This window comes from Bradyrhizobium diazoefficiens (assembly GCF_016616235.1).
Classification (GTDB): Bacteria; Pseudomonadota; Alphaproteobacteria; order Rhizobiales; family Xanthobacteraceae; genus Bradyrhizobium; species Bradyrhizobium diazoefficiens_H.
This window is the reverse complement of sequence record NZ_CP067100.1, coordinates 3,943,918-3,968,194: the sequence shown is the minus strand read 5'-3', so window position 1 is coordinate 3,968,194 and position 24,277 is coordinate 3,943,918. Positions and strand designations below refer to the sequence as shown.

General features: G+C 64.2%; 26 protein-coding genes. 6 read left to right on the top strand and 20 right to left on the bottom strand.

Going from position 1 to position 24,277, the window contains the following annotated elements; translation table 11 throughout:
• Positions 1–10 precede the first annotated feature (10 nt).
• The 3 genes from JJB99_RS18800 to JJB99_RS18790 form a co-directional block, all read right to left on the bottom strand.
• A complete protein-coding gene (locus tag JJB99_RS18800; RefSeq protein WP_200493834.1) occupies positions 11–835 on the bottom strand; it encodes a tetratricopeptide repeat protein in 825 nt (274 codons plus the stop codon).
• Positions 822–2,543 carry a dihydroxy-acid dehydratase gene (gene ilvD, locus JJB99_RS18795; protein WP_200493833.1) on the bottom strand — a complete coding sequence of 574 codons (1,722 nt, stop codon included), beginning with the start codon at positions 2,541–2,543 and terminating at the stop codon, positions 822–824. The genes JJB99_RS18800 and ilvD overlap by 14 nt, the downstream gene beginning before the upstream one ends.
• 549 nt (positions 2,544–3,092) lie before the next feature.
• Positions 3,093–3,491 carry a MerR family transcriptional regulator gene (locus JJB99_RS18790; protein ID WP_200493832.1) on the bottom strand — a complete coding sequence of 133 codons (399 nt, stop codon included), beginning with the start codon at positions 3,489–3,491 and terminating at the stop codon, positions 3,093–3,095.
• Positions 3,492–3,575: 84 nt separating this feature from the next.
• Here JJB99_RS18790 and JJB99_RS18785 point away from each other — a divergent pair, with 84 nt between their 5' ends.
• On the top strand, positions 3,576–4,019 hold the full coding sequence (locus JJB99_RS18785; protein ID WP_200493831.1) for a hypothetical protein: 444 nt from the start codon (positions 3,576–3,578) through the stop codon (positions 4,017–4,019).
• A complete protein-coding gene (locus JJB99_RS36265) occupies positions 4,019–4,234 on the top strand; it encodes a hypothetical protein (RefSeq protein ID WP_246774924.1) in 216 nt (71 codons plus the stop codon). The genes JJB99_RS18785 and JJB99_RS36265 overlap by 1 nt, the downstream gene beginning before the upstream one ends.
• Here the strand turns inward: JJB99_RS36265 and JJB99_RS18780 are convergent.
• The 4 genes from JJB99_RS18780 to JJB99_RS18765 all read right to left on the bottom strand — a co-directional run bounded on the left by JJB99_RS18780 (position 4,170) and on the right by JJB99_RS18765 (position 5,771).
• Positions 4,170–4,811, bottom strand: a complete 642-nt coding sequence (locus JJB99_RS18780) for a hypothetical protein (protein WP_246774923.1) — start codon at positions 4,809–4,811, stop codon at positions 4,170–4,172. The genes JJB99_RS36265 and JJB99_RS18780 overlap by 65 nt on opposite strands.
• Positions 4,812–4,900: 89 nt before the next feature.
• Entirely contained in the window at positions 4,901–5,158 is a 258-nt protein-coding gene (locus tag JJB99_RS18775) for a hypothetical protein (protein WP_200493830.1), read from the bottom strand.
• An 84-nt stretch (positions 5,159–5,242) separates the two neighbouring features.
• Positions 5,243–5,455 carry a hypothetical protein gene (locus JJB99_RS18770; protein ID WP_200493829.1) on the bottom strand — a complete coding sequence of 71 codons (213 nt, stop codon included), beginning with the start codon at positions 5,453–5,455 and terminating at the stop codon, positions 5,243–5,245.
• Positions 5,456–5,594: 139 nt separating this feature from the next.
• Positions 5,595–5,771 (bottom strand): hypothetical protein, encoded by a 177-nt coding sequence (locus tag JJB99_RS18765; RefSeq protein WP_200493828.1) that lies wholly within the window; start codon positions 5,769–5,771, stop codon positions 5,595–5,597.
• 464 nt (positions 5,772–6,235) lie between these two features.
• On the opposite strand from JJB99_RS18765, the gene JJB99_RS18760 reads away from it, so the two are divergent.
• A complete protein-coding gene (locus JJB99_RS18760) occupies positions 6,236–8,419 on the top strand; it encodes a transglycosylase SLT domain-containing protein (protein WP_200493827.1) in 2,184 nt (727 codons plus the stop codon).
• Positions 8,420–8,494: 75 nt separating this feature from the next.
• Here the strand turns inward: JJB99_RS18760 and JJB99_RS18755 are convergent, their stop codons facing one another.
• Positions 8,495–8,836: a hypothetical protein gene (locus JJB99_RS18755; protein ID WP_200493826.1), complete on the bottom strand. Its 342-nt coding sequence runs from the start codon at positions 8,834–8,836 to the stop codon at positions 8,495–8,497.
• The gene (locus JJB99_RS18750) at positions 8,833–9,027 is read right to left on the bottom strand and encodes a hypothetical protein (protein WP_200500449.1); all 195 of its coding nucleotides are present in this window, start codon (positions 9,025–9,027) and stop codon (positions 8,833–8,835) included. The genes JJB99_RS18755 and JJB99_RS18750 overlap by 4 nt, the downstream gene beginning before the upstream one ends.
• 1,144 nt (positions 9,028–10,171) lie before the next feature.
• On the opposite strand from JJB99_RS18750, the gene JJB99_RS18745 reads away from it, so the two are divergent.
• The 3 genes from JJB99_RS18745 to JJB99_RS18735 all read left to right on the top strand — a co-directional run bounded on the left by JJB99_RS18745 (position 10,172) and on the right by JJB99_RS18735 (position 13,305).
• A complete protein-coding gene (locus tag JJB99_RS18745; protein WP_200493825.1) occupies positions 10,172–12,157 on the top strand; it encodes a PAS domain S-box protein in 1,986 nt (661 codons plus the stop codon).
• Positions 12,154–12,825, top strand: coding sequence for a response regulator transcription factor (locus tag JJB99_RS18740; protein WP_246774922.1), 672 nt, complete (start codon positions 12,154–12,156; stop codon positions 12,823–12,825). The genes JJB99_RS18745 and JJB99_RS18740 overlap by 4 nt, the downstream gene beginning before the upstream one ends.
• A gap of 93 nt (positions 12,826–12,918) precedes the next feature.
• Entirely contained in the window at positions 12,919–13,305 is a 387-nt protein-coding gene (locus tag JJB99_RS18735; protein ID WP_200493824.1) for a response regulator transcription factor, read from the top strand.
• 60 nt (positions 13,306–13,365) lie between these two features.
• On the opposite strand, the gene JJB99_RS18730 is transcribed toward JJB99_RS18735, so the two are convergent.
• The 11 genes from JJB99_RS18730 to JJB99_RS18680 form a co-directional block, all read right to left on the bottom strand.
• Positions 13,366–14,337 (bottom strand): tripartite tricarboxylate transporter substrate binding protein BugD, encoded by a 972-nt coding sequence (locus tag JJB99_RS18730; protein ID WP_200493823.1) that lies wholly within the window; start codon positions 14,335–14,337, stop codon positions 13,366–13,368.
• A gap of 199 nt (positions 14,338–14,536) precedes the next feature.
• Entirely contained in the window at positions 14,537–15,778 is a 1,242-nt protein-coding gene (locus JJB99_RS18725) for a threonine synthase (RefSeq protein ID WP_200493822.1), read from the bottom strand.
• 133 nt (positions 15,779–15,911) lie between these two features.
• A complete protein-coding gene (gene lpdA / locus JJB99_RS18720) occupies positions 15,912–17,333 on the bottom strand; it encodes a dihydrolipoyl dehydrogenase (RefSeq protein WP_200493821.1) in 1,422 nt (473 codons plus the stop codon).
• A complete protein-coding gene (locus JJB99_RS18715; protein ID WP_200500448.1) occupies positions 17,333–17,521 on the bottom strand; it encodes a hypothetical protein in 189 nt (62 codons plus the stop codon). Before JJB99_RS18715 ends, lpdA begins: the two co-directional genes overlap by 1 nt.
• On the bottom strand, positions 17,521–18,882 hold the full coding sequence (locus tag JJB99_RS18710; protein ID WP_200493820.1) for a pyruvate dehydrogenase complex dihydrolipoamide acetyltransferase: 1,362 nt from the start codon (positions 18,880–18,882) through the stop codon (positions 17,521–17,523). The genes JJB99_RS18715 and JJB99_RS18710 overlap by 1 nt, the downstream gene beginning before the upstream one ends.
• Positions 18,883–18,945: 63 nt before the next feature.
• The gene (locus JJB99_RS18705; RefSeq protein WP_200493819.1) at positions 18,946–19,398 is read right to left on the bottom strand and encodes a nucleoside deaminase; all 453 of its coding nucleotides are present in this window, start codon (positions 19,396–19,398) and stop codon (positions 18,946–18,948) included.
• A gap of 2 nt (positions 19,399–19,400) precedes the next feature.
• Positions 19,401–19,703 (bottom strand): DUF5076 domain-containing protein, encoded by a 303-nt coding sequence (locus JJB99_RS18700; RefSeq protein WP_092181243.1) that lies wholly within the window; start codon positions 19,701–19,703, stop codon positions 19,401–19,403.
• A gap of 3 nt (positions 19,704–19,706) precedes the next feature.
• Complete coding sequence (locus JJB99_RS18695; RefSeq protein ID WP_200493818.1) at positions 19,707–21,098, bottom strand: pyruvate dehydrogenase complex E1 component subunit beta; 1,392 nt, start codon at positions 21,096–21,098, stop codon at positions 19,707–19,709.
• 29 nt (positions 21,099–21,127) lie between these two features.
• Positions 21,128–22,150, bottom strand: a complete 1,023-nt coding sequence (gene pdhA / locus JJB99_RS18690) for a pyruvate dehydrogenase (acetyl-transferring) E1 component subunit alpha (RefSeq protein WP_200493817.1) — start codon at positions 22,148–22,150, stop codon at positions 21,128–21,130.
• A gap of 265 nt (positions 22,151–22,415) precedes the next feature.
• Positions 22,416–23,795, bottom strand: a complete 1,380-nt coding sequence (locus tag JJB99_RS18685; protein WP_246774921.1) for a glycerophosphodiester phosphodiesterase family protein — start codon at positions 23,793–23,795, stop codon at positions 22,416–22,418.
• 119 nt (positions 23,796–23,914) lie between these two features.
• Positions 23,915–24,232 (bottom strand): FtsB family cell division protein, encoded by a 318-nt coding sequence (locus tag JJB99_RS18680; protein WP_200500215.1) that lies wholly within the window; start codon positions 24,230–24,232, stop codon positions 23,915–23,917.
• Positions 24,233–24,277 lie beyond the last annotated feature (45 nt).

The following is a 24,277-nucleotide window of genomic DNA, read 5'->3' as shown; positions in this document are numbered from 1 at the left end:
TCTACGGGGCCTATTCCCGGCGGCCCTGCACCCACTGTTCCAGCATTTGCAGGCACATGGCGCGGTCGTCGTCGGAGGCCTTGGCGAAGGCGCGGTTGTAGTTTTCCTTGATCCAGGTCTCTTCCGGCCCGGCGCTGTCACGCGCCAGGGTCAGCCACATCAGGCCGCGCGCGGCCTGCCGCGGCAGGCGGTCGCCATTGAACAGCATCTGGCCGAGCAGCGCCTGGGCCTCGTGCTGCCCCTTCTGGGCGGCAAGGCCGAGCCAGCGCGCGCCATAGCGGAAATCCTCGCGCGAGGCGTCGGGCGTCTTCAGATACAGCCGGGCGAGATCGTACTGGGCGTCCGCATTGCCGAAATAGGAGGCCGCGTAGGAGAACATCTCCCGCGCCCGGTCCTGGTCCGGCTTGATCTTGGAGTTCGGGATGCCGCTCAGATAGTAGCGGCCGAGCGCGACGAAGGCGTTGGCCACGACCTGCGCCTGCGGCGCCGACGGGCTGTCCTCGGCATGCGCATTGGCGATCCGGCTGAAATATTCAAAGGCGCGGACATCGTCCTGGGCCACACCGTCGCCATTGGCGTACATGCGGCCGAGCTTCCACTGCGCGATGGGATGACCGCCCTCGGCGGCATATTGCAGGGCGCTGAGTGAGGCTTCCTGGGGCGCCGTCACCGGTGCCGTCCGGCTGCGCAGGGTGGTGGCCGTGCCGGGCAATGTGGTCACGACAGGGAGGGCGGCGTCCTTGTTGACCGGCGCGCCGTCGAAGGCGAGCGCCGGCGCGGCCAGCGCAGCCGCCCCCAACACAAACGCAACAATGGCACGCCTAGATGTCCGCATAGCACTGTTTCTCGTGCGCGCCGCCCGGATGGGTTACTGCCCCTCCGACCGCTGGTCCAACCTGCTGAGCATATTTCCAGAGCGCACCCGACGTATGATTAGTCGCGCGAGCCGCCCATTTGGTCTTGCGCTGAGCGAGCTCAGCGTCACTCAATTTTACGTCAAGGGTCCCCGCGACCGCATCGATCTCGATGATGTCGCCGTCCTCGAGCAGCCCGATCGGGCCGCCGACCGCCGCCTCGGGCCCGACATGGCCGATGCAGAAGCCGCGGGTGGCGCCGGAGAAGCGTCCGTCGGTGATGAGCGCGATCTTGCCGCCCATGCCCTGGCCGGTCAGTGCCGCGGTGGTCTGGAGCATTTCCCGCATGCCGGGACCGCCCTTCGGCCCCTCGTAGCGGATCACGATGACTTCGCCTTCGCGATAGGTGCGCTTTTGGACCGCCTCGAAAGCATCCTCCTCGCGGTCGAAGCACCTGGCCGGACCGGTAAACCTGAGGTTGGACATTCCCGCGACTTTCACGATCGCACCTTCTGGCGCCAAATTGCCCTTCAGACCGACCACACCGCCTGTGACGGTGATGGGCTTGTCTGCCGGGTGCACCACGTCCTGGTGCGGATTCCATTTCACGCTTTTGAGGTTTTCGGCGATCGTTCGACCGGTGACGGTAATGCAGTCGCCGTGGAGAAATCCGTTGTCGAGCAACGTCTTCATCAGAAGCGGTATGCCGCCAACTTCAAACATGTCTTTGGCGACATAACGGCCACCCGGCTTCAAATCCGCGACATAAGGTGTCTTTTTGAAGATTTCGGCGACGTCGAACAGATCGAACTTGATGCCGCACTCATGCGCGATCGCCGGCAAGTGCAGCGCAGCATTGGTCGAGCCGCCGGACGCGGCGACCACGGCGGCGGCATTCTCCAGCGCCTTGCGGGTGACGATGTCGCGCGGCCGGATGTTCTGCGCGATCAGGTCCATCACCTTCTCGCCCGCGGTCATGCAGAAGGCGTCGCGGATTTCATACGGTGCCGGAGCACCAGCCGAGTAAGGCAGCGCGAGGCCAATGGCTTCCGAGACGGTCGCCATGGTGTTGGCGGTGAACTGCGCGCCGCAGGCGCCCGCCGAGGGGCACGCCACGCGCTCGATCTCGTCGAGATCCTCGTCCGACATGGCGCCGACCGAATGCTTGCCAACTGCCTCGAACATGTCCTGCACGGTGACCTGCTGCCCGCGGAAATTGCCGGGCAGGATCGAGCCGCCATAGATGAAGATCGAGGGCACGTTGAGGCGGACCATCGCCATCATCATGCCCGGCAGCGACTTGTCGCAGCCGGCCAGCCCGACCAGCGCGTCATAGGCGTGGCCGCGGACCGTCAGTTCGACGGAGTCGGCGATACATTCGCGCGAGGGCAGCGAGGAGCGCATGCCGTCATGGCCCATGGCGATGCCGTCGGTGACGGTAATGGTGCAGAATTCACGGGGCGTGCCGCCGGCGGACGCGACACCCTTCTTCACCGCCTGCGCCTGGCGCATCAAAGCGATGTTGCAGGGAGCGGCCTCGTTCCAGCACGAGGCGACGCCAACAAAGGGCTGGTGGATCTGCTCAGTGGTCAGACCCATGGCGTAGAAATAGGACCGGTGCGGCGCGCGCGCAGGGCCTTCCGTCACGTGACGGCTCGGCAGCCTCTGCTTGTCGGTCTTCGCGTCCATCGCAAACCAGTTTCCCCGGCCAACCCTTTCAGACCCGAAAAATCAGAGCCAAGATTTGAATCGACCTTGGGATTTCCCGTCGCTCTAAGGACCGCCGCTGTCTCTCAAACTTTAGAGCCATTTTATTCATGTTTAGGTGTGGCCAAAAAGCGGCGCCGGTGCGAACGGACAGAGATAAGGGTTAAATCGGCGGTGAGTGTTGCAGGGGTGGCACAATCGTTACCAGGAAGACACGGATTGGCTTACCGCAATACCTCGCGAAGATGACAATCCACAACTTGAGATTTTACGACACGGGGAAGGCGCCCAGTCTCGGCGCGATGACCGCAGCACTCGGGTGAGTCGATAGTCGTAGATGCTCGTAGGACGGGAGAGCGGAGCGAAACCCATCACCCTCTCGTCAACGTCGAGGCATGATGGGTTCGCAAGTGCTCTATCCATCCTACGCGAGTGCAGGCACGCCTTGGCAGCCCGGATGAGCGAGGCGACATCCGGAAGCTTTTACGCATCGATTCCCGGGTATCGCTTGGCTCACCCGGACCACGCGGCTCATTTGCCGCGCAATCCAGGCTGCAAGATCACGCAATCCGGCGCCGCGCTGCCGCAGCATGTCGTCTCGCAGCCGCTGACCAGTGCGGCCACCGTCGCTTCCAGCGCACGTAGCTCGGCGATCTTCTTCCGGATCGAGCCGAGGTGCCTCTCCGCGAAACTCTTCGTGTCGCTGCAAGGTTGCCGGCGCTGGACCGCAGCAAGGATGTCGCGGGTCTCGTCGATCGAGAAGTCGAGCTCGCGGCAGTGCCTGACGAGGTTGAGCGCCTTGAGATCGTCGGGGCCGTAGATGCGCTGGCCGCCCTGCCGTGCCGATGCGGCCAGAAGACCGATGGTCTCGTAATAACGGATGCTGGGGACCGAGACGCCGGCGGCTTTGGCGAGGACGCCAATTCTCATGGAGCTCTCACTTTTCGCTTGAACCTCAAGTGGCTTGAGGGCGTAGCGATCACGTCCATGACGCACAAGCTTGAGGAGAATCACATGAGCGTTATTGGACCGTCCTGCAACCTGCCGTCAGAAACGGCGCCGGGATGCGGCCGCAGAGCGAAGGCCGAGCCAGGCGGCAGCAAGGCCGCAGGCACGGCGGCGGTTGCGACCGCAGTGATCGCTGCGGCCTGCACGGCGTGCTGCGTGCTGCCCTTCACATTGCCTGCTGTCGTGCTCGCCAGCGCCGGGAGCATGATCGCCGTGCTCGACCATGCGCACGGGCTGATGACGGCACTATCGGTCGCCGTGGTGCTCTGCGCCTGGGCCTGGATCGTGTGGCGAGCGCGGACGAGCGGCTTGAAGATCCGCTCGTCCGTGCTGGCGGCGATGTGCGCCGCGACCGTGCTGACGGCAACAGCTGCGCTGTGGCCAGTGATGGAGCACGCCGTCTTCCACGCGCTCGGCGTCGCCAAGAAGCCGAAGCCGCCAGCCAGCTGATGGACGCGCTCACGATCTTCGGGCTGCTGTCGGTCAGCGCGATGCTGCTATTCTACGCGCTCGAGCCGCGGGGGCCGCAATATGTGCTGGCCTTCGCGGCGGCGTGCGCGTTCAGCGCTGCGTACGGTTTGCTCCAGGGCGCCTGGCCCTTTAGTCTTGTCGAGGCGGCCTGGACGGGGGTCGCACTACGCAGGTGGGCCCGGTCACCGCCATGACCGAATTTCGGTCTCGTAGCCCGAGCGGATCGAGCAGGCGGACGATCTCGCAGATTGCGGCGAGAGCGGCGAGCCAGACCGCGCTGGTTAGCCCGATGCGCGTCACGATGGCGGCGGCGAAGGCGGCCTCGCCGCCGAGGAATGGCGTCGCGGCGAACAGCGCGAGTTCGTAAGTCCCGTAGGCGGCAACGAGCGCGATGGCGAACATCAGCGGCGTCCGTTCCTGCGGCAGCATGTGCAGAATGGCCGACGCTGCGGCGGTCGCGAGCAACGCTGCCGCCCCAATGACGACGCCCCAGGCAATGGTGCTGCCCTCGACGGGATAATGCAGCGCGCCGAAACCGATGCTCTGGTTCACGAGCCAGGCGCCGGCGACGACGAGCAGCGCCGGACGCAGCGGCAGCATCGCAGCGGCGATAACGGCGAAGGCCGCGAACGGTGTCGCGCAGGCCAGCGCAAAACTTGCCAGCGCGGATGACAATGTCAGCAGCGCAAAGCCGAACATCGGCGCAAGACGCGGCGCAACCGGATGGAGGCGGAAATGATGGGCGTGAGGCGAAAGCATGTCAGCGGCCATGGATAATCTCCCGGCGGCCACCCTAGCACATTTGCATCAGATGGTGTCCCTGGGGGACTTCGCCCCAAATGACAGGCTGGAACGATCGCTCAGGTCCGCCCGCGCGGACGCTGGGCTTGGGCCCAGGCGGTGGCGACGTCGCGCGGCGGAGCATCGATGCGCTTGATCGGTGTCAGTTCACCGGAGGCGGAGACGATGGCGGTCTCCTCGCGGCGGCAGCGCGGGCAGACGAAACGGACCTCGTGCGGGGACGCGGTCCAGCTCGAACGTTTCAGATTGGCCGCCATCGGCCAGGCGTCGCAATGCGAACACGACACCAGGAACCGACCGGGATCGAGCATACCCATTCCATAGGACTCCGCGTCCTGCCCGCCACTTCAATGATTGATTCATGTGAATCGTTCCGGTGCCGAGGCACCGCAAGCTGCCCCTCAATGCGCGCCCTTGAGGGTGCAGGAGGTGGTGCAGGTCACGGTGGTGCCGTGGTCGCATGCCTTGCAGGCGGCGACGCACTGGTTCATGTCGCGGGGATGGTAGGAACTGTAGTTCCGCATCGCGCACACCGGAGTCGAGCCGGTGATGTCCTGCTCCTGGTTGCAGGCCGCCGTCATCAGCGCAAAGATGATCACCGCAAGAAGGCGCATGCGATTGGCCCAAAGCGACGTCAGCGGGGACGCTGCAGCGCAACTACCCCGGTGTTCCCATTGCGAGCCATCGTGGATCGCGACGCTCACATCGCAGCAGGATGCGCGCCAAACATTAAGAACAAATTGCCGCCGGCCGTCAGGCCGCTGCCCGGGTCGCGATCGCCTGCCGCGTGTCCACCGCCAGCTTGCGGTACTGTTCCGAAAGTTTCAGATAGAACTCGCGCTTTGCGCTGTCGGTGGCGAGCTTGGTGATGAGCTCGCATTCGGCGGTGAGCGTCTCGAACCGTTCCAGCCTGTCCTGAAGTTCTGTCATCGGCGTGTCCCCATTAAACGCCTTAGGGCCACTCAACCTAAGTCCGGGAAATAGGTCATGGCGAACATGGTTATGGAGTAGAAACAATTATTCCCGCGCGAGCGGCTGGTTCTGCTCCAGCCGCCAGCGGCATCCCAATCGGTCTCTGGCGGATCGGTCGCGAACTGCGCGATGCGGTCGAGCAGCGTGCGCGAGCGCCACCGCCGGGAACGGCTTCGAGCGCCGCGATGAGCGCCTTTAGGCGATCACAACGTCGCCGAACCCCTGTTAGCGAGGTTAGACACACCGTCTATTCTGCCACTTTTCGAAAGTTCCCGGTTCCCATCCGTATTTTGCCGCATTGTTGCGTGACCGTGAGAAATGCGAAACGATGTCGCGACATCGTTTTTGGTGTCGTCCTTGATTCTCAAGCCGCATGTCGTCGCGGACCTTGGTTTGTAGTGGTTTCGCAGGGGGACCATCCAATGAACCAGTGCCTACGCTCGCTCGCGTGTGTCGTTACCGTGGCCGCGTTGGCCTTTCTCCCTTCCGAATTGGCGGCAAAGAGCGGTCACAAATCGTCCGCGCCGAAGAAGACGCATGAGGCGAAGGCCGGCAAGCAGCGCCATGCCGCGGCGAAATCCCGTCATGGCAAGCATGCCGAGGCCAAGCGCAAGTCCAAGAAGGACGACGAGTCCTCGGACAAGCCGGCGGCGCCGCCGCTGACCGGCGATCTCGCCGCGCTGAAGGACGCGATCGATCTTGCGCGCAAAGGCAAGACCGATGACGCCAGCGCGGCGCGCGATCGCATCGCCGACCCTGCCGGCCAGAAGCTCGCCGACTGGTTCATGCTGCGCCATTCCGAGAGCACCGCGAGTTTCAAGCGCTACGCCGCCTTCCTCGCCGCCAATCCGGACTGGCCGAGCAGCGCCCTGCTCCGCCGCCGGGCCGAGGCGCGGCTGTGGCAGGAGAAGAGCGATGCGGACACCGTGCACAAATTCACGATGGACCGGCCGACCAGCGCCAAGGGCAAGTTCGCGCTCGCCCGCGTGCTGCTCACCGAAGGCGACACCGACCGGGCCGCGCGGCTGGTGCGCGAGGCCTGGCGCGGCGACGAATTGTCCGAGCGCAGCGAAGAGGATTCCTACGAGGCGTTCCGCGATCTCCTCAACGCGGACGATCATCGCGCCCGCATGGACAAGCGCCTCGGCGCCAAGGACTATGCCGGCGCGCGGCGCGCGGCCAAACGGCTCGGCGAGGACGCGCTCGCGATCGTCAAGGCCTGCGCCGCCGTCACCGGCAAGGCCAACCAGGCCAAGGACTATCTCGAGGACGTGCCGGCCGAGGCACGGCGCGATCTCGGCTATGTGCTGTGCCGCGCGCAATGGCACCTCCAGAAGGACCGCATCGATGACGCCGCCGAGCTGATCCTCGCTGCCGCGCCCGGCATGATGGCCGCGCAGGACACCGATGCATGGTGGCGCGAGCGGCGCCTGCTGGCGCGCAAGCTGCTCGACCAGGGCAAATACAGGACCGCCTACGACGTGGTGCGCACGGCGGCCGTGCCGGCGATGGAGGTCTACCGCGTCGACTATCACTTCATGTGCGGCTGGATCGCGCTGCGCTATCTCGACGATCCCAGGACGGCGATGGCGCACTTCGCCGCGATCGACGAAGGCTCCGCCAATCCGATCGCGCTGTCGCGTGCGCATTACTGGCGCGGCCGTGCCGCCGAGGCCATGGGCGCAACCGCCGACGCGCGCAGGAGCTATCAGGCCGCGGCGCGTTATCCGACCGCCTATTACGGCCAGCTCGCGCGTGCAAAGCTCGGCATCGACCGGATCGAGCTGCGCGCGCCCTCGCCCGTGCTGGCCGCAGCCGACACCCCGCCCGCGGACGAGCGCGTGCGCGCCGCCGACATGCTCTACGGCATCTGCGAGCGCGACGTAGTGCTCTACTACGCCGAGGATTTCGCCAGGGAGAGCGCCGACGTTGCTGCGCTCGAAGCACTCGGCGAACTCGCCGGCCGGCGCAACGATGCGCGCGTGATGCTGGAGGTCGGCAAATCGGCGCTGGCGCGCGGGCTCGCGCTCGACCATTACGCCTTCCCGACGATCGGAATCCCCGAACACAAGCAGGTCGCACCCGCGATCGAGACCAGCGTGATCTATTCGGTGGTGCGCACCGAAAGCTCGTTCGACCAGCGGGACAAGTCGGCTGCCAACGCAGTCGGGCTGATGCAGGTGACGCCGGAAGCCGGCCGCGACACTGCCAAGCGCTTCGGCCTGACCTATGACTGGGACCGCATGATCTCGGACCCGGTCTACAACACGCAGATGGGCGCGGCCGAGCTCAGTGCGCTCCTGTCGGAATATCGCGGCAACCAGATCATGACCTTCGCCGGCTACAATGCCGGCCGCGGCCGGGTCCGCGAGTGGGTGCAGGCCCGCGGCGACCCCAGGGATCCCAATGTCGATCCGGTCGACTGGGTCGAGCGCATCCCGCTGTCGGAGACGCGCAACTACGTCCAGCGCGTGATGGAGAACGTGCTGGTCTATCGCGCCAGGTTCGAGGGCAGCAGCGTGGTGGCCGGCAAGAGCGAGCAGCGCGTGATGACGCACGAAACCAGCACAAGGGCACCCGTGGCAGCCGCAGCACCCGCTCCCTAGTCGGCGCCGCCGGGGCTGGACGCGGCGCCTGCGAGGTTGCGTTGCTGCGGCTTCCACGCGAGTGCAGTCGCGCAGCTAGGTGTCACCTCCTTCCGTCGTGATCAGGTCGCGGCCGCCCAAATATGCGCCGGTCAGGGCTCTTGCGAAGGTCCACATCTGGATCGTGCAGCTCCAGCACGAGACGGCACTCAGCATCGCCAACATCTCGATCATGTTCCCGGCGGCCGGCACTCTGCGCCCGGGCATCCACCACGGCATCAACAACCTGACAAGTTCGTCGCGCCCGTAGCAATCGTAGTCGCAGTAGCGGCGCTGCGTCTGCGCATGCCGGACATAGCCGGATCGCAGCGGCTGTGAGCAGGTGCTGCACGCGGCCTCGCGCGACGGCGGCTCATGATTGACCACCACGAACTTCATGACGCCGCCCTCACCCGATCCTTCTGCTCCGCCAGGGTTTCGCGGAACAGCGCGTAGCATTCATAGTCGCAGTAAGGCAGTTGGGTCCCGATCTCGCGCAGATAGCTGCCGCGGATGTCCTCGCAGCACTGCAAGCACCAGGTTTTCCGGAATGGCGTCCTGTCATTCACCAGCACGAATGCGAATCTCATGTGGCACCTCCCAAAGCGAAACAGTAGACGCCGTCCAACGGAGACAGTGCGGGCGGTGGAGCGCAAAGGTGGTTTCGGCCGTCCGGATTATCCCTGTTTCGCTCCACTTTTTGCGGTGGGACGAGGATGTATCTCCCGTCCTCCCTGCGCCGTGCATAGATCCGGCCGTCGATGTACTTGATCTCCGTCGGGTAGCAGTCAGCGCTGTTGCAGCAGCTGAGCCTCGGATTATCCGGCATGTGCCAGGTCGAATAGAATTTTTCGTGCAGCTCCCGGTCCTGGGGTGGGTGCTGGCGATGAGCGGCACCGTGTCCCGTCTCCTGCGCCTGGGCCGCTGCGGTGGAGCAGAGGAGAACCATCGAGCAGAAGAGCTTGCATGAGTGGTTCAAAGCGTCGGCTCCCGGTTTTGACCTGCTGAACGGTGTCAGCTCTCCAATTCAGCCTCACGCAATCAGGGCACGGAACAGCCACTGGCGGTCGCGTTCGCGCCGTGCGCGGAAGCGATCAACGCACTTCTTGGAGCAGAGCGCAGTGCACCAGGAATAGTACCGGATCAGACCGAACTTGCCGCCACACACCGCGCAGCCATTGCTTGTAGAGCAACGTTCAGACTGGGATAGGGCACGCTCAGGAACAACGGATGCATCGCACATTGCTGTCTCCCTCTGTTGTTTGCCGTTGCCTGTCGAGAAGTGCGGCGGCGGCCTCGTCCTCGGTCGTTGCCTGTCGGTCAGATGCTTCAGCCGCAAGCTTCAGACCCGTTCTCGTGCGCTTGCCGCGATCGACTGGTCGACATTCCCGATTGGTCGTGAGGGTAGTCCGCCCGGTACGAAGCGCTCAATTGTACGGAGGTAAATGGCCGACATGACTAGGATTGGAGCCGCTATACCTAGGTTTGCCCGTGGTCGCCCGGGACCTTCGCGCTGGAGCTCGTTCAACGAGACGGCGCACGCTGCATCAGTTGCACGGCGGCCGCGAAAAACTCGCCTGGCACGGCAAGCTTAATGCGCCGCGGTGGATAGGACAGGAAGCAGTCATTCAAAGACGAAAGGCCCTGCCCGCCATCCGACTTTGGCCGGAATTGCTCCTCCAGCGGCAACGTGCTCTACTTGCGTTCACGCAGAGAGCGCCGGGAGCGTCTGCGATGAAGCCGGGCCGAGCAGCAACGTTCGGGAAATCAGCCGCGCAACTCGTCGTCGGCTGTATCCGGCTAGCCGTTGCCCCCAAGCCGCGCACCGAGTCCGGTGACGTCGGTCTGCAGGAGGCAGTCAAGCAGTGGCAGCAGGTCTTCGAGCACAATCCGGTCATGTACTTCATGGTCGACCGGAGCGGAACCGTGATCAACGTGAACACGTTCGGCGCCGCACAACTGGGCTATACGGCCGCGGAGTTGATCGGCCGATCGGTCCTGGACGTCTTCTTCGAGGAAGATCGCGATTTCGTCCGTGCGTGTGTCGCGCTGTGCCTCAAGACCGTCGATCAGTCGCACACCTGGGAGATCCGGAAAGTGCGCAAGGACGGCTCGGTGCTGTGGGTGCGCGAGAACGCCAAGACCATGCTGCGGGCCAACAACGAGCCCATCGTGCTAGTCGCCTGCGAGAACATCACGGAGCGCAAGGAAGCGGAGAATGCGCTGCGACAGAGCGAAGCTTACCTCGCCCAGGCGCAGGAATTGAGCCACACCGGCAGTTTCGGCTGGCGCGCCGCAACCGGCGAGATCACCTGGTCCAAGGAGACCTATCGCATTTTCGAATGCGATGAGGGAAGCAAGCCGCAGATCCCGGTGATGCTCCAGCGGATCCATCCGGAGGACCGGCTCGCGGTGCAACGGATCACAGGTCGCGCCGCGCGCGAAGGGAAAGATTACGATCACGAATACCGGCTGGTGATGCCCGACGGTTCCATCAAGTACGTTCGAGCGGTAGCCCGGGCCATGCGAGATTCCGGCGGTCACGTAGAGTTTGTGGGGTCGGTGAGTGACATCACGGCGACCAAGGAGGCAGAGCGCAGGCTGCGTGAGAGCGAGCAGCGCTTTCGCGACTATGCCGAAACCGCCTCAGACTGGTTCTGGGAGACGGGGCCGGACCATCGCGTCACCCACATATCGCAGCACTCCGATACCGTGACCACCCCCGCGGGACTGATCGGCCTCACGCGTTGGGACATCGCGCCGGACGCCGATCTCGAACCCGAAAAATGGCAACAACACCGGGCGGCGCTCGACGCCCACATCCCGTTCCGCGATCTGGTGTATCGCAGCAGAGACCGCAACGGGCAGCCGATCTATGTCCGAACCAGCGGCAAGCCGTTCTTCGACGCCGACGGGAATTTTCTGGGCTATCGTGGCGTCTGTACCGACGTGACCGCCGCGATCCGGGCCGATCAGGCCGAAGAGGCGCTGCGCAAGGCCCAAGCAGAACTCGCCCATGTGACGCGCGTCACGACACTGGGCGAGCTGACCGCTTCAATCGCCCATGAAATCAACCAGCCTCTCGCTGCAGTGATCGCAAACGCCGACGCTTGCCTTGGTTGGCTGCAGCGCAGTCCGCCCGATCTCAAGGCGGCACGACGCTCCGTGGAGTGGATCATCGAGGACGGCACGCGTGCCAGCGACGTGATCCGTCACGTTCGGGCGCTCGCCAAGCGGTCCGACATCGAGATGGTTCCGCTCGATGCAAACGTGGTCGTGCGCGAGGCCGTCGCGCTGGTGCAGCGCGAGATGGCCAGCCACGCCGTGTCGGTGCGAATGGAGCTCTCGTCGGCTCTGCCCAAAATCTTTGGCGATCGAATCCAATTGCAACAGGTCTTGATCAACCTGATCATGAACGGGATCGAGGCCATGGAAGGCGTCGATGATCGCCCGCGCGAGCTGGCGATCCGCTCAGCAGCGGACGGCGATGGCGCGGTGCTGGTGAGCGTCTCCGACTGCGGCGTCGGCATCAGCGAAGAGGCCATCGACCGCCTGTTCATGCCGTTCTTTACCACGAAGTCCAGCGGCATGGGCATGGGGCTGTCGATCTGCCGCTCCATTATCGAGGCCCATGGCGGACGACTTTCCGCTGCTCCGAACCAGGCAGGCGGCGCGATTTTTCAGATCACCCTGCCCTTCCATCGAGAGGAAGCACCGTGACCGAGCGCAGGGGGCATTCGCCGCCACAGGAGAACGGCGATCAGCCGATCGTCTTCATTGTCGACGACGACGCCTCCATGCGCCGTGCGCTCACCAACCTCTTCGAGTCGGTCGGTCTCAAGGTGGAAGCGTTCGGCTCTGCGCCGCAGCTCCTCCAGACCAAGCCCCCGGAAGTTCCCAGTTGCCTGGTGCTCGACATCCGCCTGCCCGGAGTTAGCGGCCTTGACCTGCAGAGCGATCTTGCCAAGGCAAACATCCACACACCCATCATTTTCATCACCGGTCACGGCGATATTCCCATGACGGTTCGGGCCATGAAGAGCGGCGCGATCGATTTCCTGACCAAGCCGGTTCGCGACCAGGACATCCTGGACGCAGTCCAGGCTGCGATCGAGCGGGACCGCAGGCGCCGCGATCTCAACAAGACCGTCTCGAACGTCAGATCACGTTTCGAGTCACTCACCTCGCGCGAGCGGGACGTACTATCACTGGTCACGTCCGGCCTGATGAACAAGCAAGTGGCCGCCCAACTCGGATTGGCGGAAATCACCGTCAAGATCTATCGCGGCCAGATCATGCGCAAAATGGGTGCGAAGTCCCTCGCCGACCTCGTGAGAATGAGTGAAGCGCTCGGGATTCGGCCCGGCAACCCCGACGTACAAACCTAAGTATGAGTTTCCAATGATGACTGGCAGGTTCACCTTGCGCGCATGTGTGGCCGTAGCGACGGCAAGCGTAATCCCGGGCGAGGAGCGCACGTCTTGTCAGTGGCTTCGGTCATTTCGGTGCTTGATGACGACCCCTCCGTGCGGGCCGCGATCAACAATCTCTTGGAATCGCGCGGATACACCGTGCACACATTCGCTTCCGCCAACGAATTTTTGGCCTCGGCCGACTTGCACGGCACCTCGTGCGTGATCGCGGACGTGCAGATGCCTGTGACGAGCGGAATCGATCTGCTGACGCAGATGCGCGCCCAGGGTTCGGCCACGCCATTCATTTTGATCACAGCTTTCCCGGATGACAACGTACGTTTGCGTGCACACAAAGCCGGGGCTACCTGCTTTCTTGGCAAGCCGTTCACCGCGTCGGATCTGATGAAATGCCTGGAGGTGGCGCTGACAGCAGGTGACGAATCCACGGAGTGATCGCCCGGCGATCGGCGACGTGGTTGAATGACTTGGCCGCACACCAGAAGCGCGCGCGCCTCAATCGACCTTGATGTTCGCGGCCTTGATGATCGGCCACCATTTTGCGATCTCGGCCTTCTGCCGCGCGCCGAGCGCTTCGGGCGTGAGCTGGTCCTTTGGCGTCATTTCCAGGCCCTGGCTTTCGAGCTGCTTCTTCACGGCGGGATCGTTCAGCGCTTCGACGGCGGCGGCGTTGAGCTTGGTGACGATCTCCTTCGGCGTGCCCTTCGGCACCCACATTCCCGACCACAGCGTCATGTTGAAGCCTTTCAGGCCCGCCTCCTCCGCGGTCGGAATCTCGGGCGCAGAAGCCAGGCGCTTGTCGTCGGTGATGGCGTAGGCGCGGATGGTGCCGGCGCGGACCTGATTGATGGAGTTGGAGGTCTGGTCGACGATGAGGTCGATCTGGCCGGCGATGAGATCGTTCAGGGCCGGGGCGGTGCCGCGATACGGCACGTATTGCAGCTTGATGCCGGACACGCTCTCGAAATAGACGCCGGCGATGTGGCTGCCTGAGCCTGCGCCGGCCGTGCCGGCGGTCGGCGGCGACGGTCTCGTCTTCAGCCATGCCAGCAGCTCCTTCAGCGAGGTCGCGGGCACTGCGGTCTTGCTGACGACGATCATCGGGTTGCTCGGCAGCAGCACGACCGGCTCGAGATCGGCAACGAGGTCGTATTTGAGCTTGTAGACGGCGCCGTTGGCGACGTGGGTGCCGAGATGACCAAAGGAGATGGTGTAACCGTCCGGCGGCGACTGCACGGCACGGCCGACGCCGATCGAGCCGCCGGCGCCGGTGACGTTCTCGATCACCAGGGGCTGGCCGAGCGTCGTGCGCATCCGCTCGGCGAGCACGCGTGCCATCGCATCCGACGGCCCGCCGGCGGCGAAGGGAACGATGATGGTGATGGGATGCGAGGGATAATCGTCGGCGCGCGCGGCACCCGTGACAGCGAGAATACCGATCAGCCCGGCCCAGATGGCCTTCTTCATTGTGCTCTCCCGGCGATGTCTTCTTCCTTTATTCACCTCTCCCCGCGTGCGGGGAGAGGTCGAAAGCGAAGCTTTCGGGTGAGGGGCGCCTCCACGAACCCAACTGTCACCGCTCCCGCGGAGACTTCCCCTCACCCCAACCCTCCCAGCGCGAGCGAAGCTCGTCGCGCCCCCGCAAGCGGGGCGAGGGAGAAGCAAGTCAGAACTGCGTGTAGTCGATCGGCTTGTGGCGATCGAGCGTGCGCGTGACCGGCGGCAGTGGATATTTCAGGCCGCTCGCGCAGTTGAACAGCATCACGCGATCGGTCTTGTTGACGCGGCCGTCGGCAAGACTGTCCTTGTAGGCGGCATAGGTCGCGGCACCCTCGGGGCACAGCAGCAGCCCCTCCTCGCGCGCGACCTCGCTCAGCGCTGCCGAGATCTTGTCGTCGTCCACTGCAATCGCAAAGCCCTTGCTCTCGCGCACGGCGCGCAGGATGAGAAAATCGCCGATCGCCTGCGGCACGCGGATGCCGGAGGCAATAGTGTGAGCGTCCTCCCAGCGCGTCGCATGCTCGGTGCCGGCCTCATAGGCGCGCACCATCGGTGCGCAGCCGGAGGCCTGCACCGCGACCATGCGCGGGCGCTTTGATCCGATGAAGCCGATCTTCTCGAGCTCGTCGAAGGCCTTCCACATGCCGATCAGGCCGGTGCCGCCGCCGGTCGGGTAGAAGATCACGTCGGGCACGTCCCAGCCGAGCTGCTCGGCGAGCTCGAGGCCCATCGTCTTCTTGCCTTCGATGCGGTACGGCTCCTTCAAGGTCGAGGTGTCGAACCAGCCGACTTTTGCTTTTCCTTCTCCGACGATCTTGCCGCAGTCATCGATATAGCCGTTGACGCGGTAGACGGTCGCGCCCTGGAGCTCGATCTCGCTGACATTCACTTCGGGCGTATCGGCCGGGCAGAAGATCGTGGTCTTGATGCCGCAGCTCGTTGCATAGGCCGCGAGCGCCGCGCCGGCATTGCCGTTGGTCGGCATCGCCATGTGCTTGATGCCGAGCGCCTTGCCCATCGACACTGCCATGACGAGGCCGCGCGCCTTGAACGAGCCGGTCGGCAGCCGTCCCTCGTCCTTGACGATGATCTCGCCGCCGCCAAGTTTTGCGCCGAGCTTCGGCAGCCGGATCAGCGGCGTCGTCACTTCACCGAGCGAGACGATATCCTTGCATTTGCGCACCGGCAGCAACTCGCGGTAGCGCCACATGTCGGCCGGGCGCTGTGCCAGCGTATTCTTGGTCAGCGCCTTCTTCACGCCGGCGAGGTCGTAGCGCACCAGCAACGGCTTGCCCGCCTTGGAGAGGTTGTGGATCTGATCGGCGGCGTAATGATCGCCCTCCATCGCGCATTCGAGATGGGTGACGAAGGTCGGGCGTTCGATGGTGAGGTTGTCGTTGTCGTGCATGGCTGGTTTCTTTCTTGTTATGCCAACGGTTCTTGTTGCTCGTCATTGCGAGGAGCTCTTGCGATGAGCAATCCAGACTGTTTCCGCGGGTGCGCTCTGGATTGCTTCGCTTCGCTCGCAATGACGGCGAAAATCAAATATTCAGCACCCTTCCATAAGCATCCAGCACCGCTTCCTTCATCATCTCCGAGAGGGTCGGATGCGGGAACACGGTGTGCATCAGCTCTTCTTCCGTGGTCTCCAGGTTCATGGCGACGACGTAGCCCTGGATCAGCTCGGTGACTTCGGCGCCGACCATGTGGGCTCCGAGGAGCTGGCCGGTCTTCTTGTCGAAGATCACCTTGACCAGGCCCTGGTCCTCGCCGAGCGCGATCGCCTTGCCGTTGCCGACGAAGGGGAAGCGGCCGACGCGGATCTCGCGGCCGTTTTCTTTCGCCTTGGCTTCGGTGAGGCCGACTGAGGCCACCTGCGGCTGGCAATAGGTGCAGCCCGGGATCAGATTCTTGTCCATGGGGTGCGGATTGAGGCGCTTGATCGCTTCGACGCAGATCACGCCTTCATGCTCGGCCTTGTGAGCAAGCATCGGCGGACCTGCGACGTCGCCGATGGCGTAGATGCCGGGCACGTTGGTCTTGCCGTAACCGTCGATCACGATCGTGCCGCGGTCGGTTTTGACGCCCAGCTTTTCGAGGCCGAGATTCTCGATATTGCCGACGACGCCGACCGCCGAGATCACGCGCTCGAACTCGGTGGTGACGGGCTTGCCCTTGCCGTCGTCGATGGTGGCGACGACGCTGTCGGCCTTCTTCTCGAGCTTGGTCACCTTGGTCGAGGACATGATCTTGATGCCCTGCTTTTCCAGCCGTTTTCGCGCGAGGCCGGCGATCTCGGCGTCTTCGACCGGCAGAATCTGCGGCAGCACCTCGACTACGGTGACGTCGCTTCCCATGGTGTGGAAGAACGAGGCGAATTCGATGCCGATCGCACCGGAGCCGACGACCAGCAGCGACTTCGGCATCTTCTCCGGCACCATGGCCTCGAAGTAGGTCCAGATCAGCTTCTTGTCGGGCTCGAGCCCCGGCAAGACGCGCGGCCGTGCACCGGTCGCGATGATGATGTGCTTGGCCTGGTAGGTCCCCTCGCCCAGCGTGCCCTTGGGGCCCTCGACGTCGGACTTCTTTACCGTGACCTTGCCGGGGGCGTCGATGGAGGCAGAGCCCCAGATCACGCTGACCTTGTTCTTCTTCATCAGAAAGCCGACGCCGTCATTCAGACGCTTCGACACGCCGCGCGAGCGCTGCACCACGGCTTTCGGATCGAACGAGACTTTTTCCGCCGACAGGCCGTAATCCTTGGCGTGCTGCATGTAGTGATAGATCTCCGCCGAGCGTAAGAGCGCCTTGGTCGGAATGCAGCCCCAGTTCAGGCAGATGCCGCCGAGATAGGATTTCTCGACGATCGCAACCTTGAAACCGAGCTGGGCGGCGCGGATCGCGGTGACGTAACCGCCGGGGCCGGAGCCGATGATGATGATGTCGAAGGACGTGTCGGCCATTATCTGTACTCCAGCCAAATTCCGCCCAGGATCGCGGTCCAAACCAGCGCGAGCACGCCCGCGCCGATGGTCATGATCTTGAACTGGGTCGTGGATACGAGGTCACGTTGAAAGGCAAATATCGAAGCAATGAGGATGGCGGCGAGCAGGACGTACGGACCGTAGATCGCGTACATGGCCCAGCCCATCACACCATCATCATGACGGGATTTTCGATCAGCTGCTTGAACGCACCGATCAGCTCGGCGCCGAGCGCGCCGTCGATGGCGCGGTGATCGCAAGACAAGGTCACGCTCATCATGTGCGCGATCTCGATCTTGCCGCCGCGCACGACGGGACGCTCCTCGCTGGTGCCGACTGCGAGGATGGTCGCGTGCGGCGGATTGATTACGGCGGTGAAGTGGCTGATGCCGTACATGCCGAGGTTGGAGACGGCGGTGGTGCCGCCCTGGTACTCTTCCGGCTTCAGCTTGCGCGAGCGGGCGCGGGCGGCAAAATCCTTCATCTCGTTCGAGATGATCGAGAGCGTCTTGGTTTCGGCCTTGCGGATGATCGGCGTGATCAGCCCGCCGGGCATCGCCACCGCGACGCCGACGTCGGAATGATGGTGCTTGACCATACCGGATTCGGTCCAGCTGACGTTGCAGTTCGGGATCTTCTGCAGCGCGACCGCCATCGCCTTGATGACGAAATCGTTGACCGAGATCTTGTAGAGCGGCTTCTTCTCCTTGTCCTTGGGAGCTGCCGCATTGATCTCCTCGCGCGCGGCGAGCAGCTTGCCGATGTCGCAGTCCATCGTGAGATAGAAGTGCGGGACGTTCTGGATCGATGCCGTCAGGCGCTGCGCGATGGTACGGCGCATGCCGTCATGCGGGACGACGTCGTAGGAGCCGGGCTCGAACAGCGACAGGATCTGCTTGTCCGACATGGTCGGCGCGATCGAGGGCGCGCCTGGTGGCGCTGCCGCAGGCGCCTTGAGGCCCTTGCCCGACTTGGCCTGCTCGACGTCGCGCGCGACGACGCGGCCATGCGGGCCGGTGCCGGTGACCATGCCGACATCGATGCCGGCTTCCTTGGCAAGACGCCGCGCCAGCGGCGATGAGAACACGCGGCCACCATGGCCATTGGCCTGCGCGGCGGGAGCTGGGGCCTGCGGCGCTGGTGCGGCGGCGGGCGGCGGTGCGGCCTTGGGAGCAGCGGGCGCAGGAGCTGGCGCAGCAGCGGGAGCCTCAGCGGGCTTGTCAGCAGCTTTGGGCGGCGCGGCCGACGCGCTCGGCTTGGCGCTACCGGCGGCCTTCACGTCCTCGCCCTCGCCGGCGAGCACTGCGATCACGTCGTTGACCGGGACGTCCTGGGTGCCCTCGGGCACCAGGATTTTGGCGATCGTGCCCTCGTCGATGGCCTCGACCTCCATGGTCGCCTTGTCGGTCTCGATCTCGGCGATGACGTCGCCGGATTTGACCTTGTCGCCTTCCTTCTTCAGCCACTTGGCGAGGTTGCCCTTCTCCATCGTCGGCGAAAGAGCGGGCATCAGGATGTTGATGGGCATGCTGACCTCACGAAGAACTTCTCAAAAACGCCGTCCCCGGAAGCGAGGACGAACAGACCAGGTTTAGTTGCCGATGTCGCCCTGCCACAGGCGCTCATTGGCAGGATTGGAACGCCAATTCTTCATCATGGTGATGGAGCGCTCGTCGGCAAGGTCGATCCAGGGGATGCCGAACTTGTCGAGGATGTCCTTGGAGCCGTCGAAGGTGACGGATTCCCCGATCACCACGAGCTTGACCTTGAACAAAGCGAGCGCGCCGGCACACATCGAGCATGGCGACAGCGTGGTGTACATGACGGTGTCGTGGAACGAGATCGCGCCGGCTTCGCGCAGACAGCTCATCTCGCCGTGCAGGATCGGGTTGTTCTCCTGCACACGGTTGTTGTGGCCGCGCGCGATGATCTTGTTCTCGCGGGTCAGCACGGCGCCGATCGGCAGGCCGCCCTGCGCGATCGAGGCTTCCGCCTCGCGGATCGCCTCCAGCATGAAATCGAAATGATGGGCTTCGACGGCCACGGTCAGTGCCCCTTGCCGCGCGGCGTCGTGGTGCCGGTGTCGGTGGGGCGCTCGATCTCGGCCTGGAACATCTCGAGGATCCGGTTCAGGGCGTCTTCCTCGGTGTATTCGCTCTCGCGCGCATAGGCGCGTGCGGCGTGGCGGGCAAGATCGACCAGCAGCAGGCCCCACATGTCGGGCTCCTCGAAGGCCCGCTGGAACGCCATCGACAGCCCGCCGTCCAGCACGAACACGCGCAGGATCTCGACCGCGTCCTCGCGGGTCATGACGTCGGGCGGCAGTGGCTGCTCCTTCGGGCCCGCCATGGTCTACCTGTAGCAGACGGCTTTGGCGGCCTCGACGACTTCCGCCGCCGACGGCAGCGCGAGCTTCTCCAGGTTTGCGGCATAGGGCATCGGCACGTCCTTGCCGGAGACGCGCGTCACCGGCGCGTCCAGATAGTCGAAGGCATTCTCCATGATGCGCGCGGCGATCTCGGCGCCGACGCCGCTCTGGGCCCAGCCCTCTTCTACCGTGACAGCGCGGCCGGTCTTCTTGACCGAGTTGACGATGGTCTCGGTATCCATCGGGCGCAGCGTGCGCAGGTCGATCACCTCGGCCTCGATGCCCTCCTTGGCGAGCTCGTCGGCGGCCTTGAGCGCATAGGTCATGCCGTTCGACCAGGAGATGATGGTGACGTGGGAGCCGGCGCGCACGATGCGGGCCTTGCCGATCGGGATCACGAAGTCGTCGAGCTTCGGCACTTGGCCGGTGTGCCCGTACAGCACCTCGTTCTCGAGGAAGATCACCGGATTGGGATCGCGGATCGCGGCCTTGAGCAGGCCCTTGTAGTCGGCGGCCGAGAACGGCGCGACGACCTTGAGACCCGGAATGTTCGAGTACCAGGACGAATAGTCCTGGCTGTGCTGGGCGGCGACGCGCGCGGCGGCACCGTTCGGGCCGCGGAACACGATCGAGCAGCCCATCTGGCCGCCGGACATGTAGAGCGTCTTGGCCGCGGAGTTGATGATCTGGTCGATCGCCTGCATGGCGAAGTTGAAGGTCATGAACTCGACGATCGGCTTGAGACCCGTCATGGCAGCGCCGACGCCGACGCCGGCAAAGCCGTGCTCGGTGATCGGGGTGTCGATGACGCGCTTGGCGCCGAACTCCTGGAGCAAGCCTTGCGTGACCTTGTAGGCGCCCTGATATTCGGCAACCTCTTCGCCCATGACGAAGACGTCCTGATCGCGGCGCATCTCTTCGGCCATGGCATCGCGCAGCGCTTCGCGGATGGTCTGCGTCACCATTTCGGTGCCTGCAGGCACTTCCGGATCGGGCTCGGCGACAACCTGCGGCGCGGGCGCAGCCTTCGGCTGCCGCGCTTCCGCCTTTGCCGCGGCAGGCGGAGCTGACTCCGCGGCCTTCTCCTGCTTGGCGGGCGCAGCAGGCGCTTTGGCAAGATCGGCGGCGCTCTCGCCGTCGGCGAGAATGGTCGCGATCGGCGTGTTCACCGCGACGTCGGCGGTGCCCTCGGGGATCAGGATCTTACCGAGCGTCCCCTCATCGGTCGCCTCGACCTCCATGGTCGCCTTGTCGGTCTCGATCTCGGCGATGACGTCGCCAGACTTGATCTGCTCGCCCTCTTTCTTCAGCCACTTGGCGAGGTTGCCCTTCTCCATCGTGGGCGACAGCGCGGGCATCAGCACTTGAATTGGCATATCGACTCCAAAGGAAAGCTTGCGCGCGTTCAGCGGTAAACGTCGGTCCAGAGCTCGGCGGCATCCGGCTCCGGATCATGCTGGGCGAAATCGGCGGACGCGTTGACGATGTCGCGCACCTCGGCGTCGATCGCCTTGAGATCGGCCTCACTGACCTTGGCCGCGAGCAGGCGGTTGCGCACCTGCTCGATCGGGTCCTGGTCATGGCGGATCTTCTCGACCTCCTCGCGCGTACGATATTTGGCGGGGTCGGACATCGAGTGGCCGCGATAGCGGTAGGTCTGCATCTCCAGGATGTAGGGGCCTTTGCCGGCGCGGCACCAGGCCGCCGCCTCCTCGCCCGCCGCCTTCACGGCGCGCACATCCATGCCGTCGACCTGCTTGCCGGGGATGTTGAAGGAGGCGCCGCGCTTGGAGAAATCCTGCTGCGCCGAGGCGCGCGAAACCGAGGTGCCCATGGCGTAGCGGTTGTTCTCGATGACGTAGATCACCGGCAGCTTCCAGAGCTCCGCCATGTTGAAGCTCTCATAGACCTGGCCCTGATTGGCCGCGCCGTCACCGAAATAGGTGACGCTGACATTGTCGTTGCCGCGATAGTGGTTGGCGAAGGCGAGACCCGTGCCGAGCGAAACCTGGGCACCGACGATGCCGTGGCCGCCGTAAAAATGCTTCTCCTTGCTGAACATGTGCATGGAGCCGCCCTTGCCCTTGGAATAGCCGCCGCGGCGGCCCGTGAGCTCGGCCATGACGCCCTTGGCGTCCATGCCGGTGGCGAGCATATGGCCGTGATCGCGATAGCCGGTGATGACCTGATCGCCCCCTTTCAGGGCCATCTGCATGCCGACCACGACGGCCTCCTGGCCGATATAGAGATGGCAGAAGCCGCCGATCGCGCCCATGCCGTAGAGCTGGCCGGCCTTTTCCTCGAACCGCCGGATCAGGAGCATCTCGCGGAGCGCCTTGAGCTCCTGTTCCCTGGTGAATTCCGGGGGCGAACCGCCGTCCATCTTGTCCTGTGCAGCGCTCGCGGCGGCTTTCTTGGGTGCGGCCATGGGAATTCCGGGTCAGAGAAAACTTCAGCCCTCTCTAACCCAAGTCAAACGCGGTTGGAAAGCACCGCAGCGGCATGACAGGTGACATGGCACGATTTTCATTATGCCGCACTGCAACGTGGCCGAAACTTTGCAAAACCTTTGGCGCGGATTGGGCAACATTCGCTCCTCAGCGACGCAGGCGGTGCCGGTAGATGCGGCAAGCGCGTCGGACGCGCAGCTCACGGGCCGAAGCCCGTGCCGTGTCCGATTCGTATCGATGACCTTACCAGCCGAGCTCGCGCAGATAGGCTGCGCGGGCGGCAACGCCGGTGTGCGTGAAGTCTGTGAACACGCCGTCGACGCCGAGACAGAAGAACTTGAGATACTCCTGCGCCGGATCACCGCGATAATCGGCAGCGAGATATTTCTTCTCGTTGCGGAACGTGAAGACGTGCACGAACAGGCCGAGCTTGTGCGCGTCGGCAATGAGACTGGTCGGCTGCTGCGTCGATGCTTCCGGCGTCGATCCCTTGTAGGGCGTGCCGTCGGCGTTGCTGTCCTTCCACGGCGCAATCTTGAGCGGAACGATATAGGCCTTCCACGGACCGATGCCGTCGGCATAGGACTTGATCTCGGCAAGACCCTCCGGGGTCAGCATTGCATCGTAGAGGCGCGCGTCGCCCGCCACCGTCCAGTCGTACGGACGCGACGTGGTGATGTTGTTGAGCAGGACCTTGCCGGTTTTGAAGTCGATGCCGTTGCCGTCGATGAGCTGGACCTGCCGCGTTTCCAAGCCATGGCTGCGCATATATTTCAGGCTGCCGGGCTCGAAGCTCTGGACCAGGATCGGCGCGTCCCTGGTGTTGAGGCCGTTGTCCTTGATGATCTTGATCAGGGCATCTTCGAGCGGGCGGCTGCCGGGCATGCCGCAGCCGTTTGCGATCCCCTGGGCATTATTCCAGGTCGGATTCTTGGTCTCGGGATAGACGAGGATAGAACGTCCCGTCTGCTTGCTCCTGGCCTTGGCGATGTCGATGACGTCCTGGAAGCTGATGACGGGGAATTTGCCATTGAAGACTTTTGGCCGCTCGTTGGCCGCATCATAGGTGGTGCCGGCGATCCATTGCTTCAGCTCGGCCATGGTGAAGTCGGTGATCGACCAGTCGTTGGTGTGGTCTTCGCCGTCCACGATCAGCGACTTCAGCACCGATTTCGGGTCGGCGGGATCGGTGAGGTCCGTGAGGTAGTCGGCGGGCCCGTTGGTGGGAGCCGGCGCTTTGACGCGCACACCGGGCACCGTGCGCTTGCGCGCCGCGACAGCCGCGTTGGTCTTGGCCACCTCGGCCACATTGGTGTTGTCGCTGAGCCAGGGGTTATGGCGCACCACGAGGACGCAGTCCTTGGTCAGGTGCAAATCCTCTTCGAGCGCGTCGGTGCCGAGCGCTGCGGCAAGCTCGTACGATGCCTCGGTCTCTTCGGCCACCAGCCCCGGCAGTCCGCGATGTCCGAGGATCAGCGGCGGCCTGCCGTCGAGGGTCGGGACCTGCTTGGCGCCTGATGGGGCCGGGCCGGTCTGTGCGAAGGCCATCGACAGAGGAAGGAACGCCGCGCCGAGCAGCATCGCTCCAATACGCACCGTCCGTCGCGAACGATTGTCCGGCATGACAAGCCTCCATCTTTTGCGCAGCATCGCGTCAAAACGCCACAAGGGTGAGCTCGTCGTCTTGTCCGAATTCTCTGACAGGCAGATGACGCTTGTGACCCGCGCGCGGCGCGCTCCGATCATTTCGCCGGGATCATCCGAACGAGATCGTGCGGATTGACATAGTCGAGCTGGAAGCGCGCCCGCTCCTCCAGCATGTCGGGATCGATCTTCTCGGAGCGCAGCAGCGAGACGCGCTGCTCGCTCCTGGCGCGCTCGCGCTTGAGCTGCGCCAGCTCGCTGGTCAGCGCGATGATCTCCTGGTCAAGCTCCTGGCGGGCGTTGAGGCCGTATTTGCCGGTATAGGCGTTGACGCCGAAATAGCCGACGATGGCGGCCGCCATCGCATAGAGGGCAAGGCCGGTCAGGATCGATTTCAGGCGCGCGCGGGAGACCATGCTGGGAAGATGGGGCAGCTTGGTTAAGGGAGTGCTAACCAGCCC

Bases quoted from the DNA above. Each gene is read 5' to 3' on its own strand.
- JJB99_RS18800 (WP_200493834.1), bottom strand. From the start codon at position 835: ATGCGGACATCTAGGCGTGCCATTGTTGCGTTTGTGTTGGGGGCGGCT.
- ilvD (WP_200493833.1), bottom strand. From the start codon at position 2,543: ATGGACGCGAAGACCGACAAGCAGAGGCTGCCGAGCCGTCACGTGACG.
- JJB99_RS18790 (WP_200493832.1), bottom strand. From the start codon at position 3,491: ATGAGAATTGGCGTCCTCGCCAAAGCCGCCGGCGTCTCGGTCCCCAGC.
- JJB99_RS18785 (WP_200493831.1), top strand. From the start codon at position 3,576: ATGAGCGTTATTGGACCGTCCTGCAACCTGCCGTCAGAAACGGCGCCG.
- JJB99_RS36265 (WP_246774924.1), top strand. From the start codon at position 4,019: ATGGACGCGCTCACGATCTTCGGGCTGCTGTCGGTCAGCGCGATGCTG.
- JJB99_RS18780 (WP_246774923.1), bottom strand. From the start codon at position 4,811: ATGGCCGCTGACATGCTTTCGCCTCACGCCCATCATTTCCGCCTCCAT.
- JJB99_RS18775 (WP_200493830.1), bottom strand. From the start codon at position 5,158: ATGGGTATGCTCGATCCCGGTCGGTTCCTGGTGTCGTGTTCGCATTGC.
- JJB99_RS18770 (WP_200493829.1), bottom strand. From the start codon at position 5,455: ATGCGCCTTCTTGCGGTGATCATCTTTGCGCTGATGACGGCGGCCTGC.
- JJB99_RS18765 (WP_200493828.1), bottom strand. From the start codon at position 5,771: ATGACAGAACTTCAGGACAGGCTGGAACGGTTCGAGACGCTCACCGCC.
- JJB99_RS18760 (WP_200493827.1), top strand. From the start codon at position 6,236: ATGAACCAGTGCCTACGCTCGCTCGCGTGTGTCGTTACCGTGGCCGCG.
- JJB99_RS18755 (WP_200493826.1), bottom strand. From the start codon at position 8,836: ATGAAGTTCGTGGTGGTCAATCATGAGCCGCCGTCGCGCGAGGCCGCG.
- JJB99_RS18750 (WP_200500449.1), bottom strand. From the start codon at position 9,027: ATGAGATTCGCATTCGTGCTGGTGAATGACAGGACGCCATTCCGGAAA.
- JJB99_RS18745 (WP_200493825.1), top strand. From the start codon at position 10,172: ATGAAGCCGGGCCGAGCAGCAACGTTCGGGAAATCAGCCGCGCAACTC.
- JJB99_RS18730 (WP_200493823.1), bottom strand. From the start codon at position 14,337: ATGAAGAAGGCCATCTGGGCCGGGCTGATCGGTATTCTCGCTGTCACG.
- JJB99_RS18725 (WP_200493822.1), bottom strand. From the start codon at position 15,778: ATGCACGACAACGACAACCTCACCATCGAACGCCCGACCTTCGTCACC.
- lpdA (WP_200493821.1), bottom strand. From the start codon at position 17,333: ATGGCCGACACGTCCTTCGACATCATCATCATCGGCTCCGGCCCCGGC.
- JJB99_RS18715 (WP_200500448.1), bottom strand. From the start codon at position 17,521: ATGGGCTGGGCCATGTACGCGATCTACGGTCCGTACGTCCTGCTCGCC.
- JJB99_RS18710 (WP_200493820.1), bottom strand. From the start codon at position 18,882: ATGCCCATCAACATCCTGATGCCCGCTCTTTCGCCGACGATGGAGAAG.
- JJB99_RS18700 (WP_092181243.1), bottom strand. From the start codon at position 19,703: ATGGCGGGCCCGAAGGAGCAGCCACTGCCGCCCGACGTCATGACCCGC.
- JJB99_RS18695 (WP_200493818.1), bottom strand. From the start codon at position 21,098: ATGCCAATTCAAGTGCTGATGCCCGCGCTGTCGCCCACGATGGAGAAG.
- pdhA (WP_200493817.1), bottom strand. From the start codon at position 22,150: ATGGCCGCACCCAAGAAAGCCGCCGCGAGCGCTGCACAGGACAAGATG.
- JJB99_RS18685 (WP_246774921.1), bottom strand. From the start codon at position 23,795: ATGCCGGACAATCGTTCGCGACGGACGGTGCGTATTGGAGCGATGCTG.
- JJB99_RS18680 (WP_200500215.1), bottom strand. From the start codon at position 24,232: ATGGTCTCCCGCGCGCGCCTGAAATCGATCCTGACCGGCCTTGCCCTC.